Annotated in this window: 23 protein-coding genes and 1 riboswitch; of the genes, 10 read left to right on the top strand and 13 right to left on the bottom strand. The window is 42.0% G+C overall.

What is annotated here, in order from left to right; all coding sequences use genetic code 11:
* Positions 1 to 55: 55 nt before the first annotated feature.
* Together V7Z64_RS01015 and yidD are read right to left on the bottom strand one after the other, a co-directional pair.
* Positions 56 to 1237, bottom strand: coding sequence for a GTP-binding protein (locus V7Z64_RS01015; RefSeq protein WP_297987467.1), 1182 nt, complete (start codon positions 1235 to 1237; stop codon positions 56 to 58).
* A gap of 77 nt (positions 1238 to 1314) precedes the next feature.
* The gene (yidD, locus tag V7Z64_RS01010) at positions 1315 to 1539 is read right to left on the bottom strand and encodes a membrane protein insertion efficiency factor YidD (RefSeq protein ID WP_297987469.1); all 225 of its coding nucleotides are present in this window, start codon (positions 1537 to 1539) and stop codon (positions 1315 to 1317) included.
* 129 nt (positions 1540 to 1668) lie between these two features.
* On the opposite strand from yidD, the gene V7Z64_RS01005 reads away from it, so the two are divergent.
* From V7Z64_RS01005 to ytkD, 4 genes are all read left to right on the top strand, one after another.
* Complete coding sequence (locus V7Z64_RS01005) at positions 1669 to 2142, top strand: S-ribosylhomocysteine lyase (RefSeq protein WP_297987471.1); 474 nt, start codon at positions 1669 to 1671, stop codon at positions 2140 to 2142.
* Between the two features lie 195 nt (positions 2143 to 2337).
* On the top strand, positions 2338 to 2775 hold the full coding sequence (locus V7Z64_RS01000; protein WP_003397764.1) for a Dps family protein: 438 nt from the start codon (positions 2338 to 2340) through the stop codon (positions 2773 to 2775).
* Positions 2776 to 2856: 81 nt separating this feature from the next.
* Entirely contained in the window at positions 2857 to 3165 is a 309-nt protein-coding gene (locus V7Z64_RS00995; protein WP_003397765.1) for a hypothetical protein, read from the top strand.
* Positions 3166 to 3228: 63 nt separating this feature from the next.
* Positions 3229 to 3702: an RNA deprotection pyrophosphohydrolase gene (gene ytkD, locus V7Z64_RS00990; RefSeq protein WP_297987474.1), complete on the top strand. Its 474-nt coding sequence runs from the start codon at positions 3229 to 3231 to the stop codon at positions 3700 to 3702.
* Positions 3703 to 3737: 35 nt separating this feature from the next.
* Here ytkD and V7Z64_RS00985 read toward each other — a convergent pair whose 3' ends face one another.
* The 4 genes from V7Z64_RS00985 to V7Z64_RS00970 form a co-directional block, all read right to left on the bottom strand.
* Complete coding sequence (locus tag V7Z64_RS00985; protein WP_297987476.1) at positions 3738 to 4544, bottom strand: ABC transporter permease; 807 nt, start codon at positions 4542 to 4544, stop codon at positions 3738 to 3740.
* A complete protein-coding gene (locus V7Z64_RS00980) occupies positions 4531 to 5301 on the bottom strand; it encodes an ABC transporter ATP-binding protein (RefSeq protein ID WP_297987478.1) in 771 nt (256 codons plus the stop codon). Before V7Z64_RS00980 ends, V7Z64_RS00985 begins: the two co-directional genes overlap by 14 nt.
* A 9-nt stretch (positions 5302 to 5310) precedes the next feature.
* A complete protein-coding gene (locus V7Z64_RS00975) occupies positions 5311 to 6288 on the bottom strand; it encodes an ABC transporter substrate-binding protein (RefSeq protein WP_297987480.1) in 978 nt (325 codons plus the stop codon).
* A gap of 103 nt (positions 6289 to 6391) precedes the next feature.
* Positions 6392 to 6634: a DUF2584 domain-containing protein gene (locus V7Z64_RS00970; RefSeq protein ID WP_297987482.1), complete on the bottom strand. Its 243-nt coding sequence runs from the start codon at positions 6632 to 6634 to the stop codon at positions 6392 to 6394.
* A 237-nt stretch (positions 6635 to 6871) separates the two neighbouring features.
* On the opposite strand from V7Z64_RS00970, the gene V7Z64_RS00965 reads away from it, so the two are divergent.
* Positions 6872 to 7957 (top strand): fatty acid desaturase family protein, encoded by a 1086-nt coding sequence (locus V7Z64_RS00965; RefSeq protein ID WP_297987484.1) that lies wholly within the window; start codon positions 6872 to 6874, stop codon positions 7955 to 7957.
* Positions 7958 to 8016: 59 nt separating this feature from the next.
* Here V7Z64_RS00965 and V7Z64_RS00960 read toward each other — a convergent pair whose 3' ends face one another.
* From V7Z64_RS00960 to pckA, 4 genes are all read right to left on the bottom strand, one after another.
* Positions 8017 to 8790 carry an energy-coupling factor ABC transporter ATP-binding protein gene (locus tag V7Z64_RS00960; protein WP_297987486.1) on the bottom strand — a complete coding sequence of 258 codons (774 nt, stop codon included), beginning with the start codon at positions 8788 to 8790 and terminating at the stop codon, positions 8017 to 8019.
* Positions 8742 to 9473 carry an energy-coupling factor transporter transmembrane component T family protein gene (locus V7Z64_RS00955; RefSeq protein ID WP_297987488.1) on the bottom strand — a complete coding sequence of 244 codons (732 nt, stop codon included), beginning with the start codon at positions 9471 to 9473 and terminating at the stop codon, positions 8742 to 8744. Before V7Z64_RS00955 ends, V7Z64_RS00960 begins: the two co-directional genes overlap by 49 nt.
* A complete protein-coding gene (locus V7Z64_RS00950; RefSeq protein WP_297987490.1) occupies positions 9470 to 10438 on the bottom strand; it encodes an energy-coupling factor ABC transporter permease in 969 nt (322 codons plus the stop codon). The genes V7Z64_RS00955 and V7Z64_RS00950 overlap by 4 nt, the downstream gene beginning before the upstream one ends.
* A gap of 184 nt (positions 10439 to 10622) precedes the next feature.
* Positions 10623 to 12209 (bottom strand): phosphoenolpyruvate carboxykinase (ATP), encoded by a 1587-nt coding sequence (pckA, locus tag V7Z64_RS00945; RefSeq protein WP_297987492.1) that lies wholly within the window; start codon positions 12207 to 12209, stop codon positions 10623 to 10625.
* A 175-nt stretch (positions 12210 to 12384) separates the two neighbouring features.
* Positions 12385 to 12493: riboswitch (SAM riboswitch) on the top strand.
* 120 nt (positions 12494 to 12613) lie between these two features.
* On the opposite strand from pckA, the gene metK reads away from it, so the two are divergent.
* A complete protein-coding gene (gene metK / locus V7Z64_RS00940; protein WP_003397777.1) occupies positions 12614 to 13819 on the top strand; it encodes a methionine adenosyltransferase in 1206 nt (401 codons plus the stop codon).
* 61 nt (positions 13820 to 13880) lie between these two features.
* Positions 13881 to 15767 carry an asparagine synthase (glutamine-hydrolyzing) gene (gene asnB / locus V7Z64_RS00935; RefSeq protein WP_297987495.1) on the top strand — a complete coding sequence of 629 codons (1887 nt, stop codon included), beginning with the start codon at positions 13881 to 13883 and terminating at the stop codon, positions 15765 to 15767.
* On the opposite strand, the gene V7Z64_RS00930 is transcribed toward asnB, so the two are convergent.
* The 3 genes from V7Z64_RS00930 to V7Z64_RS00920 all read right to left on the bottom strand — a co-directional run bounded on the left by V7Z64_RS00930 (position 15758) and on the right by V7Z64_RS00920 (position 18021).
* Positions 15758 to 16885: a glycosyltransferase family 4 protein gene (locus V7Z64_RS00930; protein ID WP_297987497.1), complete on the bottom strand. Its 1128-nt coding sequence runs from the start codon at positions 16883 to 16885 to the stop codon at positions 15758 to 15760. The genes asnB and V7Z64_RS00930 overlap by 10 nt on opposite strands.
* Before the next feature lie 13 nt (positions 16886 to 16898).
* Positions 16899 to 17417, bottom strand: coding sequence for a phosphatase PAP2 family protein (locus V7Z64_RS00925; protein WP_297987499.1), 519 nt, complete (start codon positions 17415 to 17417; stop codon positions 16899 to 16901).
* Positions 17418 to 17490: 73 nt separating this feature from the next.
* The gene (locus V7Z64_RS00920; RefSeq protein WP_297987500.1) at positions 17491 to 18021 is read right to left on the bottom strand and encodes a gamma carbonic anhydrase; all 531 of its coding nucleotides are present in this window, start codon (positions 18019 to 18021) and stop codon (positions 17491 to 17493) included.
* Between the two features lie 83 nt (positions 18022 to 18104).
* Here V7Z64_RS00920 and V7Z64_RS00915 point away from each other — a divergent pair, with 83 nt between their 5' ends.
* The 3 genes from V7Z64_RS00915 to V7Z64_RS00905 are packed head-to-tail and all read left to right on the top strand — an operon-like array spanning position 18105 to position 20574.
* Positions 18105 to 18923, top strand: coding sequence for an alpha/beta hydrolase (locus V7Z64_RS00915; RefSeq protein WP_219985157.1), 819 nt, complete (start codon positions 18105 to 18107; stop codon positions 18921 to 18923).
* Positions 18898 to 19968 carry a tetraprenyl-beta-curcumene synthase family protein gene (locus V7Z64_RS00910; protein ID WP_334109285.1) on the top strand — a complete coding sequence of 357 codons (1071 nt, stop codon included), beginning with the start codon at positions 18898 to 18900 and terminating at the stop codon, positions 19966 to 19968. Before V7Z64_RS00915 ends, V7Z64_RS00910 begins: the two co-directional genes overlap by 26 nt.
* 42 nt (positions 19969 to 20010) lie before the next feature.
* Positions 20011 to 20574, top strand: a complete 564-nt coding sequence (locus V7Z64_RS00905; RefSeq protein WP_091700243.1) for a Uma2 family endonuclease — start codon at positions 20011 to 20013, stop codon at positions 20572 to 20574.
* Positions 20575 to 20578 lie beyond the last annotated feature (4 nt).

Genomic DNA, 20578 nt, shown 5'->3' with positions numbered 1-20578 from the left:
GATAACATCTTTCTTGTTCCTGTTTTATTATATCGTAATCGTTACGATTTGAAAACTATGAAATAGTCGTAAATGGTGGAAGTGGATCGACAAAAGTAGACCAATCTTCTTCCATTTCTTCGTCTGTTAACAAGCATGTATCGAGTGAAGAAGAAATGACCTTTTCATCCATATCGACACCGATAAACACGAGCTCTGTCATGCGATCTCCATACGTCTCGTCCCATTTAGCACGCAATTCACGTTCTTCTTGCAATATTTGCTCGCGCTCATGCGGAGGGTACGTAGCAATCCATTCACCTGCTCCTTGCAACATAATGGACGGACCAGCTTGTGAAAGAAGGCCACACATATTGTTACGCGAGGCAAGCCAGAAAAAACCTTTCGCTCGAACGATTTCAACAGGCCAGTTTTCAAGCCAATGCATAAGCCGCTCAGGATGGAATGGACGACGGCGACGATAGACGAAAGAGGAAATGCCGTATTGTTCTGTTTCCGGTGTATGTTCTTCATTTAGCTCTTTCATCCATCCAGCAGATTGGCTTGCTTTTTCAAAGTCAAATAAACGTGTGTTTAAAATGTGATGAAGCGCTACTTTTCCGTATGTGGCACGAATGATGTTTGCTTCCGGATTCAATTTGCGCAAAAGGGCTTCCAATTCGTCCGCATCTTCTTTAGAAATGCAGTCGACTTTATTTAAAATAATGACGTTTGCAAACTCAATTTGGTCAATTAATAAATCTACAACTTCACGTGTATCAGTTTCATCCACCGCCTGCTTGCGATCTAACAACGTTTCACCAGAAGCAAAATCATGCCAGAAGCGATTTGCGTCCACGACGGTAACCATCGTATCTAACCGACATGTTGACGTTAAATCGATTCCAAACTCTTCATCCATATATGTGAACGTTTGGGCGACAGGAATGGGCTCACTAATACCGGACGATTCGATAACAATATAATCAATGTTTCCTGCTTTGACAAGTTTCTCGACTTCTTTCATTAAATCTTCCCGCAATGTACAACAAATACAGCCGTTTTGAATTTGCACAAGCTTTTCTTCTGTACGTGAAAACCCACCTTGTTTAATTAACTCCGCATCAATATTTACTTCACTCATGTCATTCACAATAACAGCAATTTTTAACCCTTCGCGATTGTTTAAAATATGGTTAAGCAACGTTGTTTTTCCTGAACCTAAATATCCACTCAATACCGTAACAGGCACTTTCATTTATTGTTCCCCTTTCACAAAGCGTAATTATTACGATTTACATTGTTTATCATAGCGAAAAAAAAGAGAAAGAACAACTATTTTTGTTCTTTCTCTGGGACAGGATCAAATCCTCCGGGATGAAACGGGTGACATTTTAAAAGGCGTTTGATCGTTAAATAGCCACCTTTTAAGGCACCGAAGCGGCGAATCGCTTCTAATCCGTAGTGTGAACAAGTCGGGTAGAAGCGGCATGTTGGCGGTTTCAGAGGGGAAATGAAACGTTGATAAAAACGAATGAGCAAAATGAATATGTATTTCATACGATACACCTACCCCTATTTTTGCTTATTGTAACATAGTTGTTTGAAGTAATTCCAATAAAAAAAGATGAAAAAAGTCGGACTTTTGTGTATGATAAAAACGTAACAATTGAAAAAGAGGTGAGAAGTATGCCTTCAGTAGAAAGCTTTGAACTGGATCATTGTGCGGTTAAGGCGCCGTACGTTCGCCATTGCGGTGTTCATCGAGTCGGGAGCGACGGTGTTGTGAATAAATTTGATATTCGTTTTTGTCAGCCGAATAAAGAGGCGATGCAGCCAGCGGCTATTCATACGCTTGAGCATTTGCTTGCGGTACATATTCGCAAGCATGCCGAGAAGTATGACCATTTTGATATTATCGACATTTCCCCAATGGGATGTCAAACGGGCTACTATTTAGTAGTTAGCGGTACGCCAACAGTCGAAGACATTATTGATTTATTAGAAGCGACGATGAATGAGGCGTTAACTGTGACAGAAGTACCAGCCGCAACAGAAAAAGAGTGCGGTCAAGCAAAGTTGCATGATTTAGAAGGAGCGAAGCGATTGATGCGCTATTGGCTATCACAGCCAAAGGAAGAATTGAAAAAGGTGTTCGGTTAAAAAATAAAGGTTCAGGCCCTATACGTCTGAACCTTTATTTTTTCAGTTGGCCATTTATCAACTATGCTTTCGAAACTGTTACAACGCTTAAGATGTCCACATGTTATCTGAATGCGAAAACATATTATTTTCCAAAAAATTTTTTGTTTGCTATAATGAAGGAGGGGAAAAGTTATGATTGAGGAGGGAACGAGGATGAAAGAAAAATTAATTGACATTGTCAACAAACAAATTGCGAACTGGAATGTGTTATACGTAAAATTGCACAACTACCACTGGTATGTGAAAGGACCGCAGTTTTTTACGCTGCATACGAAATTTGAGGAACTGTACAACGAAGCAGCGCTACATATTGATGAGCTAGCAGAGCGGTTGTTAGCGCTAGGTGGAAAACCGTTAGCGACGATGAAAGATTATTTAGCGGCAGCTTCTGTACATGAAGCAAAAGGAAATGAAACGGCAGAAGAAATGGTAGAAGAAATTGTTCGTGATTTTGAAACGATGATCCGAGAGCTAAAAGAAGGTATGAATTATGCCGGAGAAATTGATGATGAAACGACAGGGGATATGCTTTTAGGCATTCATCAAAGCTTAGAAAAACATGTTTGGATGTTAAAATCTTTTCTCGGATAAGGCGGATTTACCGCCTTTTTTTGTATAAAAAAAGAATACCGACTCACACTAACCGTAAACGAACGGAAAAGAGGTGGGGCGATGAAAAAGACGTACTATATTTCGGTGGCGCGCGGCGAAATTTCGCAAGTAAAAACGGCTTCGCCGTGGGATTTTCGCATTGAAGCGACGGACGAACAAATTATTCAGTTGCGTGAATATTTTGATGAGATGTATTCATCGGATTGGCAATCATTTTGGCGTGCGCATGTGCCATATGTACAATATCATTATGACCGCCCGAATGACGGTTACGATCACGCAATGAAAAAAGTGTATGGACTTATTTATGAGCTTGGGGATGAAGAAGCAAAACAACAAATTGAAACAATGGGGATCATTGAACATTGAAAGCTGTCGCCAATTGTTCTGTATGGTACAATGAAGAAAACATGCAGTTGAGGGTAGACGGCGATGATTATATTTCAAGATTATTACGGATATGATGTTCGACTGTCATTTTCTGACCATCCTTTTTCACGACGTCCAAAACATGTTTTTGTCATTTGTCGTTACGGTAACCATTGGTTATTGACAAATCACGCAGTACGTGGATTAGAGTTTCCGGGTGGCAAAGTAGAAGAGGGAGAGACGGCGGAAGCGGCAGCTATTCGTGAAGTAAGGGAAGAAACTGGCGGCATCGTTCAAAAAGTGACGTACGTTGGACAGTACGAAGTAAACCGCCCGAATGAAACGATCGTAAAAAATATTTACTTTGCCCATGTTCATACGATTGAGCAAAGGCAATCGTATTTTGAGACGAACGGTCCTGTGCAAATGAAGCATATGCCAGATGACATCGTGGCGGATGAACGATTTAGCTTTATTATGAAGGATAAAGTATGGGCATGTACGAAGCAGGAGTTAAAACGGCGAGGTTTGATTTAAAAAATCCCCTCGCCGTTTTAACGTGTAGCGAGAGGTTACGAGCGTTTGACTAACTTTTTCTCGAGCCAGCTGACAAGTTGGTACATGATGCTCGAAAGTAAAGCAATCATAAGTAAACTTAATAAAACGAGTGTGAAGTTAAACACTTGGAACCCGTAAATAATCATATAACCGAGTCCTTGTTTAGAGACGAGGAATTCACCGACAATGACACCGACCCAAGATAAACCGACGTTTACTTTTAACGTTGAAATGATTGTAGGAAATGAAGCGGGTAAAATAGCTTCTATGAACCATTGTCGCTTCGTTGCGCCGAATGTTTGGAGCACTTTTATATAATTTGCATCGACTTCTTTAAACGATGTATAGACGACAATGGTTGTAATGATGATCGAAATGATCGCCCCCATAGCTACAATGGATGTCATATTCGGTCCGAGTGCGACAATTAAAATTGGCCCAAGCGCCACTTTTGGCATCGCGTTTAAAATGACTAAATACGGATCAACGATTTTTGATACACGTGGAAACCACCAAAGCATCGTAGCGAAACAAACACCGATAATTGTACCAACGATAAAGCCGAGTACAGTTTCTGTCAATGTTACTGTTGTATGCGCAAGCAACGTATGATCGCGTAGTTTGGTAATTAACAAATGCCAAACTGAGGATGGCGAGCTGAACAATAGAGGGTCGATCCAGCGGAAGCGGCTCGCTATTTCCCATAAGCTAAAAAATAAAACCATAATCATGATTTGAAAAAGACGGACGATTCGTTTTTCTCGTTTTTCATGTGATAGATGTTGATCATATATGCGTTGTAGCCATTCATGTTTGTTCAATGTTCTCTAACTCCTTCCAAATCATTTGAAAGAGCGGTGAAAAATCTGGATGTTGACGAGCTTGAAACGGCGTGCATGCTTTTAATGAATCTGGAACGGTAACGATTTTTTGAATTTTTCCCGGCCTTGCGGTAAATAAAACGATGCGATCGCTCATCGCAATAGCTTCGCCAATATCGTGCGTGACGAGAAGGGCGGTTTTGCGATATTGTTTTAACGTCTCCCATACGAGGTCTTCAAGCTTCAGTTTTGTTTGGTAATCAAGCGCCGAAAACGGTTCATCTAACAATAAAATTTTTGGATCAGTTGCGAGTGTGCGCACGAGTGCAGCGCGCTGGCGCATCCCTCCGGACAATTCATTCGGGTAACGGTCGTCCACATCACGCAGCCCGATTTGGTGTAAAAGAGCGAGTGTTTGTTTTTTTGTTTTCTCACTATATTTGCCTGTGAGTTTTAATCCGAGTGTGACGTTTTGCTCGATTGTTTTCCATGGGAACAAATAATCATGTTGTAGCATATATCCGATCGTTTGACGCATCGTTTGTATTTCTTTCCCTTCAATAAGCACTCGTCCTTTTGTTGGTTCAATCAATCCGGCAATGATGGAAAGGAGAGTCGTCTTTCCACAGCCGCTTGGGCCGAGAAAGGAGAGAAATTCTCCTTTCTCAACAGTAAGTGAAATACGATCGAGTGCTAATATGGCTGAATCGTTCGTTACGTAGGCGTGCATTACTTGATCAATTGTTAAAATAGGCATGATGTTCACCTACTTTTTCGCGTTTTCAGCAAACGATGTATCGACTAAGATAGAGTGATCCACGTACGACGGTAATTCATTTGCATCTTTCATGATGTTTTGCAGATGGTTCCATTCTTCCTCATCTAAAATCGGATCTGTAGCGTATGAGCCTTGTTTTTTATAGCGATCGACGACTTTTTCAATGAGCGCGACATCCGTATTTTCAAAGTACGGCTGAATGACCGTTGCGATTTCTTTGGCGTTATGTGTTTGCACCCATTGTTGTGCTTTGTAAAGAGCTCGTGTGAATTTATCAATCACATCTTTGTTTTTTTCAATGAAGCTTTGTTTTGCCATAAATGTCGTGTATGGGAGATGACCAGATTCCGTCCCGAATGAAGCGACAATATATCCTTTTCCTTCTTGTTCAAACACGCTAGCAGTCGGTTCAAATAGTTGGACGAAATCACCTGTTCCGCTTGCAAACGCATTAGCAATATTGGCAAATTCAATATTTTGAATAAGGTTTAAGTCTTTATGTGAATCAATTCCGTGTTGCTTAAGCACATACTCTCCGACCATTTGCGGCATGCCGCCTTTTCTCTGTCCTAAAAATGTACTTCCTTTCAATTGGTCCCATGTGAAGTTAGCAATCGGTTCGCGTGAAACTAAAAATGTTCCGTCTGTTTGTGTCAACTGGGCAAAGTTGATGACCGGATCAACAGCACCTTGGCTATATACGTAAATGGACGTTTCCGAACCGACGAGCGCAATATCCGCTCCGTTCGATAAAAGGGTCGTCATCGTTTTATCGCCGCCCCACGTTGTATTTAGCTCAATATGAATCCCTTCTTCAGCAAAAAAACCTTTTTCAATAGCAACATATTGTGGTGCATAAAAAATGGAACGGGTTACCTCTGCAACGCGCAACGTTTTTACATCATTTGATGAGCAAGCTGTAAGTAAGAACATGAAAATAATGAACAAAAATCCCCATTTTCGCATGCGTTTCCCCTCTTTCCTTTCGTTTGCTTTATCGTATGCGCCTAACGAAAATGTGTGAATGCCCTAAAAAGAAAACCGTCGAGCATATACATAGCCCGACGGTTTAGTTAATGGAATGCAAGGCGATTAATTCATATGTAACGATCGTTGTCCCGTTTTCAAGAACGAGTTTTTTGACGACAGCTTGTCCTGTCGCTTCTCCATGCTTTGTTCGCCTTACTTCTAACGGAATATCCATTGGATATAAGCGATATCCTTCCTTCTCTAAAATAAATAAGTTATGCTCGATCCGTTTTTCCTTTCCGTTTGTGACAATCATCGTTTGTACCTCTAATGGCATGCCCATGTATTTCACCCCATACTGTGCGCTTTTACCTTCATTGAAACATATTTATTACGAATGTACAACTACATCGTACAAGTTGATATCAAATAGTAAAAATAAATCATATGATCAGGTAATAAATTTTGTTGACAGGACGAGAATGTAAATGATACGATGGCAATAAGCTTAAAAGAGAAATGTATGAATATTCGTTTCTTTTAAGTGAAGTTTTTACGTATGAGGGGAGTTTTTTATTACATGAAACAATTTCATTCATTCGGGTGGTATGCAGCTCGTATCGCTCCGTATTTGCCCGAAGAAGCGTTTCGTCCTGTTCCGTCTCGATTGTTTGGTGGGCTTGCTTACATGTTCGTTTTAGTCAGTAGCATTATGACAATTTCTCTACTTGATCTTCATTGGGCGTGGAACGGATTGCTTTCTATCGTTATCGGTTTTTGTTTTGCGGGTTTAGGTTTTCTAGGGCATGAAATTTTGCACGGGACAGTTGTCAAACGGGCATGGCTTCGTGATTTGTTAGGAGGGATTGCCTTTTTGCCGCTTTGTACAGGACCGAAGCTGTGGAGAAAGTGGCATAACGCCACACACCATGTGCATACACAGCATGAGGAGCTCGATCCTGATGCGTGGCCGACGATCAAACGTTTAGCTCAAAGTCGTTTTCTTCGTTGGGTTTATCGCATCCCGTTTCCGATTCGTGCGTTTTTCTCGTTTTTGTCATTAGCAGGGATGTTTACCGTTCATTCGCTTCATATGCTTCTTCATTTTTGGAAGGAGTTTGAGCGCGGAAGTCGTCGTGCTGTATTTTGGCAGTTTGTATTGCCATGGTCGGTATGGATTGGTTTGCTTTTTGCGATTGGCATTGAGAAATGGATATTCGCGTTTGTTCTTCCTTTGCTAATTGGCAATGCGATTGTTATGGGATACATTTCAACGAACCATCGTTTAAATCCGCTCGTTCCGGTCAACGATCCGTTAGCGAACAGTTTAACAGTTATCGTTCCGAAGTGGGTAGATGTGTTACATTTTAACTTTTCCCACCATACAGAACATCACTTATTTCCAGCGATGAGTTCAAAATATTATCCGTTAGTGAAGCAATATATTAAACAACTATGGCCGGATCGTTATCATGAAATGCCGATGACGAAAGCGTTAATTGCGCTATGGAAGACACCGCGGCTTTATCATGAACAAACGGAGCTGATCGAACCACGTGAGGGGCATGTGTACGGAACGCTTGGAAACGGATTAAATATAGATGACATTTCATATAAAGGAGAAGAAGAACATATCACTATAAAAAAAATGGCTAAGCAAAAATAGAGCGTCGTGTATCGGCGCTTTTCTTATATGTTGAGGGACGTGGCAAAATACGCCACGTCTTATTTTTTTCGTTGGAACATGAGGGGGAGTTCCAAATGATATTCGTGTAAAAACGGTTCGTTCGTTAATATTGCTTCTGTTTGACCGTCATATACGATCGTTCCATCAGCGAGTACAATTGTTCGTTCACAACATTCAAGCACAAAGTCAAGATCATGTGTTGTAACGATTTTTGTGTGAGGTAATGATCGAACGAGTTGAATAAGCGCTCGTCGTGCTTTCGGATCTAACGCAGCTGTTGGCTCGTCCATGAGCAATATGTTCGGTTTCATCGCAAGGATAGTAGCGAAAGTGACGAGACGTTTTTCCCCTTCTGACAAACGATATGGCGGTCGGTCTTTCACGTGTATCGCTCCGACGCTTGTTAAAGCATGTATGACTCGTTGCTTCACTTCTTCCTCATCCATACCTTCATTGCGAAGCGCAAAGGCGACATCATCGTAAACGGTCGGCATAAATAGTTGGTCGTCCGCTTGTTGAAACGTAAAGCCGATCGTGCGGCGAATATCGCGCAGCGTCTGCTTAGATAGGCGCATATTGTTGATGATGATCTCCCCTGCTTGTGGCATATACAGTCCAACAAGCAACTTTAATAGCGTTGATTTTCCTGCCCCGTTTGCTCCGATCACACCAATGCATTCCCCGGGCTGAACAGAAAAGGAAACATTACGAATGGCTTCATGACCATCTGGGTATATGTAACAAATATCCGATACGTTTATTATCATATGATCACCAACCGATAAACGATGAACAATCCAACCAATATACATGTATATACGATGTCTTTCATTGTCCACCGTTCTATTTTGATATGGAGGCGTTGAATCGAAAAGCCGCGCAATGTCATCGCCTCATATACGCGCTCAGCACGTTCAAATGTTCGCAACAGCAAGTGTCCAACAAGCGATCCCCAAACGGATAACTTGATCGCACGATGTTGGGGTGCGCGCAACATATACGCTTGATGAAGTGTTTTTGCTTCTTCTAAAAATAAAAAAATGTAGCGATATGTTAAAAGTAATTGTATAACGAGCAAACGAGGAATGCGTAACGAAAGAAGTGCTCCTGCGAGTTGCTCGATCGGGATCATGAAAAATAATAGTGCTGTTGCCAGTACTGCAAGTACATTTTTCAGGAGAAGTGTAGCAAACGCCAGCCATCCTGCTTGAATATGCCAATGAAATATGGAAATATGCTCGTCTATAAAAAGTAATTGAGACATGCCAACCGCTATGATGAAAGGTAACGAGACGAGCAACATGTTTTTTATACGGCGGATAGAAAGGCGATAAACAATGATTATGACGGTCGGGTAGAGCGATAACGGAATGAGTTCTACAAACGCGTACGAGTGGAACGAGGCGACGATGACGATATACGTAAATGTCGCAATAAGCATGCTTAGCGGATGCATCATATGTCGTCGCGTTTCAACACTTGTTATCATGTTCATCGCGTTTGCTTTCTCCATTTTTTCATCATGTACGGTATGATGAGCACGAATGCAACGATACATGCACCGATGATGCCAGAAATGCTTGTCCCAATGTTTAGCCATCCGATCGATGCGTCTGCGCTTTTCAAATTGTAATCGGGCAACAATGCAAATAATTGTTGAATCGATTCCAATGCGCCATGAATGGCTGTTGTTGCATGTAGCTCGTCTGTGCCAGCCGTGTGAAAAATAGACCATGCTAATCCATCAGGTTTGGACGAAGCTATAGATGAAAAAATTCCGCCGACTATTAAAGCAAGCAAACCAATAGTTGCAATCATTCGATTGACCGGAATATATGTCGTTGTCGAAAGCTCCGGCTTTGCTTTCATCATGAAAGTGATGACAGCAGCAGTAGCTATGCCTTCAACGACGCCGATCGCCAAATGAATCGGTTGCATAAATAATGTGAAAGTGGTAAAAGGCAATTCGACTTTCCCGGACAGCAACGTTTGCACAACGACGCTAAATGAACCGAGTTGCAATCCGATGACCGCAGCGATAATGGACGAAAACCATACGTTCATTTGACGAACAAGTCGTTTGTATAACGGATACGCAATGAAGCATGTGTAAAACCCAAGATTGAACACATTGCATCCGAACGCTAACAGTCCACCATCTGCAAAAAAGAGTGCTTGAATAAACAAAATGACTGCCAAAGTTAAAAACGCTGCATACGGACCGAGCAACGCTGCAAGCAGCAATCCGCCGCCTAAATGTCCACTTGACCCTGTACCCGGGATGGCAAAGTTAATCATTTGTGCCGCAAATACAAATGCTCCGAGCACCCCCATAAGAGGTAGCTTTTTCTCATCCGCTTCGATGTTTAACTTTTTTAATGAATAGCTTGCTATTCCCGCGGTAGCCCCCCACATCGCTATTCCTACCGCAGGTGAAATAAGCGCATCTGCCATATGCACCACAAATCCCCCCTTGTGTCTTATTATAGAGGATATATGTCATTGAAAGCCATTTCATTTTTCTTTTTCGTTTGGTTGTGATACAACGTTTCTTTTTTTGTCACAAATCCCGCTTTTATCTTTGTCGTTTATGCGAGATGACAAAAATGAAAAAGCTGCCGATAAAAATAGGCAGCTTTTTTTGTTATGCAATTGGTCCACCGAGTTGTTCAATACGCGGATCAACATTCGTAAATTTTTTAAAGTTTTCGCGGAATTTAGCCGCAAGTTGTTTAGCTTTTTGTTCGTATGCTTCCTTGTCTTCCCATGTGCTTTTTGGCTGCAACACTTCATCAGGGACACCTGGGACATGGAGAGGAATATGCAAGCCGAAAATTGGGTCTTGAACGGTTTCGACGTTGTTTAATTCTCCTTCTAACGCTGCTTTCACCATGGCGCGCGTATAAGATAGCTTCATTCGCTCGCCAACCCCGTATCCACCACCGGTCCAACCTGTGTTTACTAAAAATACTTGAACGCCATGGGCATCGATTTTTTGCCCGAGCATTTCCGCGTAACGCGTTGCAGGAAGCGGTAAAAACGGTGAGCCAAAGCATGTAGAAAACGTTGCTTCAGGCGATGTTACTCCGCGTTCTGTGCCAGCGAGTTTGCTCGTGTAGCCGCTTAAAAAATGGTACATCGCTTGTTCTTTCGTTAGTTTGCTAATTGGTGGCAATACACCGAACGCATCTGCTGTTAAAAAGACGATTGTATGTGGATGACCTGCGACGCTCGGTTGAACAATATTGTCCATCGCTTCGAGCGGATACGCAGCGCGCGTATTTTCAGTAAGCGTCGCATCATCGTAGTTTGGTATGCGCGTGTCTGGATCGACGATGACGTTCTCTAATACAGAGCCGAAGCGAATGGCATCGAAAATTTGTGGCTCTTTTTCGCGCGATAAATTGATGCATTTTGCATAGCAACCGCCTTCGATATTAAAGACGCCGTTGTTCGACCACCCGTGCTCATCATCGCCGATTAAGCGACGGCTCGGATCGGCAGAAAGAGTCGTTTTTCCTGTGCCGGATAAGCCGAAAAAGAGTGCGACATCTCCTTCTTGCCCTACGTTTGCTGAGCAGTGCATCGGGAAAATTCCTTGTTCCGGTAATAAAAAGTTCATTACAGAGAAAATGGATTTTTTCATTTCGCCAGCATATTCCGTTCCACCAATGAGCACTGTGCGACGTTCAAATGAGATGATAATAAACGTTTCTGAACGTGTGCCGTCTACAGCTGGATCAGCTTTAAACGTTGGAGCAGAAATGACTGTAAATTGCGGCTCGTGCGTTTTTAGTTCCTCTGCTGTTGGACGAATGAATAATTGATGAGCAAATAAATTATGCCAAGCAAACTCATTCACTACTTGAATAGGTAAACGATAAGCTGGATCGGCACCCGCAAAACCGTTAAATACGAACACTTCTTCTTTTGTCATTAAATAATCAACGACTTTATTGTAAAGACGATCAAACACTTCTTCAGAAATTGGCTGATTAACTGTTCCCCAGTCAATTTTATGTTTAACAGATGGTTCTTCAACGATATATTTATCTTTTGGGGAACGGCCTGTATATTTTCCGGTCGTTGCGCAAACAGCACCGGATGAAGTGAGAATGCCTTCTTGACGAGTTAACACTTTTTCTACTAATCGTGGTACAGATAAGTTATGAAAAACCCCATCCCTTTGTAAGAGTGTTGATGATTTGTTTGTCAATTCAATGGAATTCATTGGACAAAACCTACCTTTGTTTGATTTATTCTTCATGTAAAAAGTATAACACATTTTAATAAATAATCCATACTAATTCATGTATTTTTCTTGAATTTATTTTCAAGATCATTGTGGCATAAAAAACGTTGACTCGCTTCGTATAGATGTGATATGATGCTGAAATGAACGGATACTCTTATCCCGAGTTGGTGGAGGGGGACAGGCCCGATGAAACCCAGCAACCGTCACATGCGTGAAAAGGTGCTAACCTGTGGCAAGGGAACGCCCTTGAACGATAAGAGTGAAAGGCGCAGACAAATGCAAAAACCTTTCCTCTGAGGGAAAGGTTTTTTTCACGATAGACCATAATAAGAGGGATGAGTACCGTATCATTTGCCACTATACTGAGGAGGAATGTTTAAATGCCTAAACGTCGTCTGTTTACATCTGAATCTGTAACGGAAGGGCATCCGGATAAAATTTGCGACCAAATTTCCGATGCGATTTTAGATGCGATTTTAGCAAATGATCCAAATGCGCGTGTTGCATGCGAGACGAGCGTAACGACAGGACTTGTTTTAGTGAGCGGAGAAATTACGACATCTACATATGTAGATATTCCGAAAATTGTTCGCGAAACGATTCGTGAAATTGGCTATACGCGTGCGAAATACGGTTTTGATGCAGATACGTGCGCCGTATTAACGTCAATTGATGAGCAATCACCAGACATTGCGATGGGTGTTGACAAAGCGTTAGAAGCGCGTGAAGGACAAATGACAGACGAAGAAATTGAAGCGATCGGTGCAGGGGACCAAGGATTAATGTTTGGCTTCGCGTGCAACGAAACGAAAGAGCTTATGCCGCTTCCAATTTCGCTCGCCCATAAACTTGCGCGCCGTTTATCAGAAGTGCGTAAAGAAGACATTTTACCTTACTTACGTCCGGACGGAAAGACGCAAGTAACGGTCGAGTACGATGAAAACGGTAAGCCTGTGCGCATCGATACGATCGTTGTTTCTACACAACATCATCCAGAAATTACACAAGATCAAATTGTGCGCAACATTAAAGAACACGTCATTAAGCCTGTCGTTCCAGCAGAATTGATCGACGAAAACACAAAATATTTCATCAACCCAACAGGTCGCTTCGTAATCGGTGGTCCGCAAGGCGATGCAGGCTTGACAGGACGTAAAATTATCGTTGACACGTACGGCGGTTATGCTCGTCACGGTGGTGGAGCGTTCTCAGGAAAGGATCCAACAAAAGTGGATCGTTCGGCAGCATATGCCGCTCGCTATGTAGCGAAAAACATCGTTGCGGCAGGTCTTGCGGATAAATGTGAAGTGCAGCTAGCGTACGCGATCGGTGTTGCGAAGCCAGTATCTATTTCGATTGATACGTTCGGAACAGGTAAAGTATCTGAAGATATTTTAATCGAAGTTGTTCGCAATAACTTTGATCTTCGCCCAGCAGGCATTATTAAAATGCTCGACCTCCGTCGCCCGATTTATAAGCAAACAGCAGCTTATGGTCACTTCGGTCGCACGGACATTGATCTTCCTTGGGAGCGTACAGATAAAGCGGAAGCATTAAAACAACAAGCGTTACAGTTAGCGAAGTAAGCAAGAGAAGAGGGTTACATCATGTAACTCTCTTTCTTTGTTAAAACAGCGGGGTGGGACAATGTGTGGATTCGTTGGTTGCATATATGATCAACCAAGGCAAGTATGTGATGAATGGAAAAAGACGTTCCAACAAATGAATGATATCATTACTCATCGCGGACCGGACGATGAAGGATATTTTTTTGATGAGCATGTACATTTCGCATTTCGACGTTTAAGCATTATTGATTTAGAAGCAGGCCATCAGCCGCTCTCATACGAAAACGACCGATACTGGATCATTTTCAATGGAGAAATTTACAACTACATTGAACTGCGTGCACAGCTCGAGCAGAAATATACGTTTGCGACGCACTCAGATACAGAAGTGATATTAGCGTTATACGCTGAAAAAAAAGAGGCATGTGTGCAACAATTGCGCGGCATGTTTGCTTTTGTTATTTGGGATAAAGAAGAAAAAACGGTATTTGCTGCGCGCGATCCGTTCGGGATTAAGCCGTTTTTTTATGCTGCCCAAGGTGATCGTTTCCTCGTTGCTTCGGAAAAGAAAAGCCTTTTGTTAGCAATAGACGGGGATATCAACAAAGAAGCACTTCACCATTATTTAACGTTTCAATATGTTCCAGAGCCGTTGACGATGACGACAGGCGTCTGTAAGCTAAAGCCAGGCCATTACATGGTAAAAAAAATCGGCGAACAACCGATATTTGTTCGCTATTTTACTCCATCGTTCACGCCGACAAATCAATCGGAAGAAAAGTGGATTGTAGATATTCGAAACGCCCTTATGAAGTCTGTTGAAGTGCATATGCGCAGCGATGTACCAGTCGGCTCTTTCTTATCTGGGGGAATCGATTCTTCGCTCGTTGTCGCCATGGCGAAACAATTTCATCCTCATCTTGAGACGTTTTCCGTCGGGTTTGCTCATGAAGGATTTAGTGAGATTGACGTAGCAAAGGAAACAGCTGAAAAGCTAAATGTTCGACATTATAGCTATATAGTTTCCCCAGAAGAATATGTACAACATTTGCCGCACATTATGTGGCACATGGATGATCCTCTCGCTGACCCAGCAGCTGTGCCTCTTTATTTTGTTGCTCGTGAAGCGAGAAAGCGTGTTACCGTCGTATTATCAGGTGAAGGGGCAGATGAACTGTTTGGGGGATACAATATTTACCGTGAACCACATTCGTTACGTTTCTTTACTTATCTTCCGAAGCCGGTGAAGCATATGCTGCGCGCATTCGCCCGTCTTCTTCCGGAAGGGATGAAAGGGAAAAGTTTTATCGAGCGTGGTACGACGCCGTTACGTGACCGATATATCGGCAATGCGAAAATGTTTGAGGAGAAAGAAAAAGCTCTTATATTGAAAGAATACAAGAGTCATCTGGCATATACAAACATCACGAAACATTTGTATGATGAAACGTCTTTGTATCATCCGGTTGAACAAATGCAATATGTTGATTTGCATACATGGTTATGCGGTGACATTTTATTAAAAGCTGACAAAATGACGATGGCTCATTCACTCGAATTGCGCGTCCCGTTTTTAGATAAAGAAGTGTTCGATGTGGCTAAGCATATTCCCGCTCATTTGAAAACGAAGAATGGCACGACAAAGTATATACTGCGAAAAGTGGCGGAAGGACTTGTGCCAGATCACGTATTATACCGTAAAAAACTCGGTTTCCCTGTTCCGATTCGCCATTGGTTAAAAGATGAATTGTACGATTGGGCAAAAACGACCATTCAACAAAGCGAAACGGATGACGTATTCCATAAACATGTTCTTTTACAGTTGCTTGATGAGCATGCGACAGGAAGGGCAGATTATAGTCGGAAATTATGGACCGTGCTTATGTTTATGATTTGGCATGCCGTATACGTAGAGGAGAAGTATGATTTCTTCAAAGAACACGTTGCCATCCGCTCTCATGCGTAATGAGAGTGACGCGTGTGAATGACTTGCTCGTAGTGGGAAAGAAGTTCGCTGAATATGTTTTCCCAGTCTTTCGTCTGGGCATATTCGCGAGCGGCTTTCCCCATTTGTTTTCGTTCCTGTTCATTTTCAAGCATATATTCGATTGCTTTTTTCCAATTATTTAAATCATCAGGGGGACACAATAAACCTGTTTGTTGTTCCTTTACAATTGTTGTCACACCACCACGGTTCGCGCACACAGCAGGAGTACCAGATGCGAAAGATTCTAACACAACATTTCCAAATGTTTCTGTTGGGGATGGAAATGCTAGTATATCGGCGGCTGCATATGCTTCTGCCAACTGCTCTCCGCTTAAAAAGCCAGTAAACGTTACATTGTTAGGAGCATTTTGTTTTAGTTGTTCTCTTAATGGGCCGTCACCGACGATGAGCCAATGGATAGAGGAGGACATTTGCTTAGCAAGTTGAATAAGTAGATCGACATTTTTTTCGCGTGCTAATCGGCCAACGTACAAAACGATATGTCGTGCAGTAATATTGTATGTTTTTCGAAATGATTCGTTATTTTCGCGAGGATAAAATGCTGTACAATCCACACCGCGCGGCCAAATATGCAAGTTTGTAAACCCGTGTTGTTGCAAGTGTTGAAGTGTTTCTTCAGAAGGGACAAAAATTTTTTTGGCAGAGCGGTGAAACCAGTGCATATAGCGCCAAAGCCAAGGGGACAAAAAATCGAGATTGTAGTATTGTAAATATTGATCGAAATGTGTATGGTATGAGGCGACAAAGGGGATATTCATTTTTTTTGCATAATGTAAACCGCATAAACCGATGTTAAAAGGAGTAGCAACGTGAATAAGCGTAGGCTGAAAACGTTCTAATTGTTCCCGTACAGCTATGACATTTGGAATAGCTAAACGACATTCAGGATAGAGAAAAAAACGAAAACTTTTCAGATGATAAATAGAATTTGTAAAAAGATAATCTTTCCGCGTTTCGGGAGCGAAAACGCGGAAGTCGATTCCACGAGATTCTAAGAAGTCGACCCATCTCTTTAATGTTCGGGCGACGCCGTTCACTTCAGGGGCAAACGTGTCAGTAAATAAAGCAACTTTCATGACGATTCCTCCCTTATAAAATAACAGAAAATGAAGCGACGCCAAACAACGTACCGAGCATACAACCGGCAAGCACATCAGAAGGATAATGAAGCCCTAAGTAAATGCGCGACACAGCAACGCTAACAGCAATAGGTAAAAGACAAACAGCAAGAGTTGGAGCGTATAGTAAAAACGGAACGATGACAGAAAACGCAGCTGTTGTATGTCCAGAAGGAAATGAATGATCGGTTAATGGATTTTTTGTTACTCGCGTATGGCGAAGCGAAATATAAGGTCGTTTACGTGGGTACATTTTTTTCATGACTGCGACAGGGATATGACTAAAAGCTAATGCAGCAGCACTCGCTATGGCGGCATCTCGCCATTCATCTTGCAGCAGCCAAATGGCTAACAAGACGGCTGTAATTGAAAAAGTTGCTCCCCCGACATGTGTAATGGAACGAAAGTATATATTCATCCATTTGCGGTCGAAATAACGATTAATGCTGTAAAATAATTTACATTCCCAATCGTACCACTTTTGCAACATAAGCCATTCCCCCTAACTTTATGATAAAATACGTATGTTAAGTAAATAATAAAACAATGTAAAAATACCACGCTTATTTGCTGCGTGGCTTGCTAGCTTGAAGCGTCTTGTAATATTGTCCTTTTTCTACGTACTCACGGCGAATGCGCGCCATTTCGTGCTCGTCTTCTTCTGTTAATGGCCGGATTACTTTTGCTGGGCGTCCGAACGCAAGAGTGCGTGGCGGTATTTTCTTTCCTTGTGGAACGAGGCTACCTGCACCGATAAAAGCACCTTCACCAATTTCGGCGCCGTCCAAAACGATCGACCCCATACCAACAAGGGCACCTTTTCGCACGATTGCGCTATGTAAAATGACTTGATGACCAACGGTAACATCATCTTCAATGATGAGCGGATTGTTTGGGCTTTGATGCAGGACAGAATTGTCTTGAATGTTCACACGATTGCCGATGATCGTTGGTGCAACATCCCCACGAATGACGGTGTTGAACCAAATGCTCGTTTCTTCTCCGATCGTTACATCGCCTGTAATAGTAACGTAATCTGCAATAAAGGCGGAAGGTGCAATGTTTGGTGTATGTTCTTTATATGGATAAATCATTTCACTCGTCCCTTTCAGTTCAGTTTGTTATATTTAGTGTACAAATTTTTCGTCTATTCGTAAACATAAAGGAGGGGAAGTACATGTGGAAATGGGAAGGAGAAAACGCAAAAGGAACGATCGTCATCGTTCACGGTGCCGCTGAACATCACGGTCGGTATAAATGGCTTATTGAAATGTTTCGCACGCACGGTTTTCATGTCGTTGCGGGAGATTTACCAGGGCAAGGAACGACGTCGCGCAGTCGAAGAGGACATATCGATTCATTTGACGAATATATCGAAGCAGTTGCAAGCTGGGTGCATGAAGCAAGTGTGTATGAACAGCCAATTTTTTTACTTGGTCACAGTATGGGGGGACTTGTTGTCATTCGCACATTACAAGAAAAACGTCTTCCCGTGCGCGGCGTTATTTTATCTTCTCCTTGTTTAGGGCTTGTTCATTATCCATCGAAAGCACTTGAGATCGCCTCGCGCATTTTAAATGTTATTCATCCGAAAAAGCGATTTCCATCGGGGTTAACGGTAGAAATGGCGACTCGAAACGAAGAAGTGCGAGAAATGGACAAAAACGATTCATTGTATGTCACAAAGGTGTCTGTTCGTTGGTATCGTGAGTTAGTGAAAGCCATTCGTATCGCTCATGAAAAAATTGCCGACTTACGAGACGTGCCAATACTCGTCATGCAGGCGGGGGATGATAAAATTGTCGATAAACGTGCAGTCAAATCATGGTTTGATCAGTTGACGGTGAGCGAGAAAGTATATAAAGAATGGCCGAAACTATATCATGAAATTTTTAACGAACTTGAACGTGAACAAGTATTTTTATATGCCCATACGTTTTTAACTTTGCAGTTGCAAAGAGGTGAGATGATTGAACGTGCCAACCAATCCTTTTAGTTTAATGCGCGCTGTATATCGTCGTGTATTTCCGCTCGTGCATCGCGAATTATCTGTTTGGAAAAAAAGGGCTAAAGCTATTCCGAATGAAGAATTGCGAAAACAAGCGTTGGCGAGCATCGCAACAAAAACGTTCCATTGTGAAGGGGGAGCTATTTTATCGTTGCTTTCAGGGAAAGAATTGGAGCGATGTGTTCGCTTTATTGTCGCTTATCAAACGATTAGCGATTATTTAGATAATTTATGCGATCGGAGCACGTCGCTTGATCCGAACGATTTTCGCGCATTGCACGATTCGATGATGCACGCATTAACTGTCGGAGCAAAAAAAGAGGCGTATTATCGCTATCGGACGGAGCAAGATGATGGGGGGTATTTGCATGCTCTTGTCGATACGTGCCAAGAAACGTTAGAAGGAGTTCGTCATTATGAGTTGATCGCTCCATTTTTACACGAGCTCGCATCATATTATTGTGATTTACAAGTACATAAACATGTAAAAAAAGAGGAGCGAGTCCCTCGACTTAAGCAATGGTTTGCTCAATACGAAGCATCGTTGCCGAAAATGGAATGGTATGAATTTTCCGCTTGTTCTGGTTCAACGCTCGGCATCTTTTGTTTAGTTGCTTACGCCTGTAATGATGCGTTCGATCAGCGTCTTGCCCAACGTGTGCGCGACAGCTATTTTCCGTACGTACAAGGGCTGCACATTTTGCTTGATTACTTCATTGATCAAGAGGAAGATCGACAAGGTGGGGATTTAAATTTTTGTTTTTATTATCCGAATGAGGAGGCGCTATTTGCCCGTTTGCGTCATTTCATTGAAGAAGCAGATCGCTATATCGCACAGTTGCCACATCGCGAATTTCATCGCTTCATTCATCGTGGTTTGCTCGGATTATATTTATCAGATGAAAAAGTACACGAGCAAGAAGCTATTCATAAGCTAGCGAAACAATTGTTGCGTTCCGGTGGCATGACGTCCCACTTCTTTTATTGGAACGGCAGAATGTATCGAAAATGGCAAAAATGGATGTATGCGTGAAGAAAACGGGTGTATAATGGAAGAAAAAAGAGAGGGATGAATATGTCTTTACCTCGCTTTTCACACGTCACGTATGAACAGTATCTAATTATGCGTCAACATAGTGATGAAAGATTAGAATATATTGATGGCGTCGTTTATATGACACCTTCACCGAGCATCCAGCATCAACTCGTATCAAGCAATCTTCATACAATATTTGGGAGTTATTTGAAAGGAAAGACATGTAAAGTATTTGCCGCCCCTACGGACATTGAGTTAGTGAGTGAAACATGTTCTGAAAGAAAGCTCGTCATTCCTGATTTAAGCATTATTTGTGATCAAACCGGATTTACAGACACAAAATATGTCGGTGTTCCGACGTTAATTGTTGAAATACTCAGTCCTTCGAATCAAGCGTACGATTTAGTGACGAAGTTTAATTTATATATGGAATATGGTGTAAAAGAATATTGGATTGTCAATCCGATGAAACAAGCCGTGACCGTTTATGTATTAAATGAAGATAGGCTATACGAGCAGGCGGATATTAAAGTAAGTGTTGGAACTGTTCAATCTGTTTGCTTTCCAGGTTTGTTTGTTCATTTAGAAGAAATATTTCACTAACAAA

This window comes from Anoxybacillus sp., from assembly GCF_036834105.1.
In the GTDB taxonomy this organism is placed as follows: domain Bacteria; phylum Bacillota; class Bacilli; order Bacillales; family Anoxybacillaceae; genus Anoxybacillus.
Note: the sequence above shows the minus strand (reverse complement) of the source record. Positions and strands in the feature narration are given on the sequence as shown.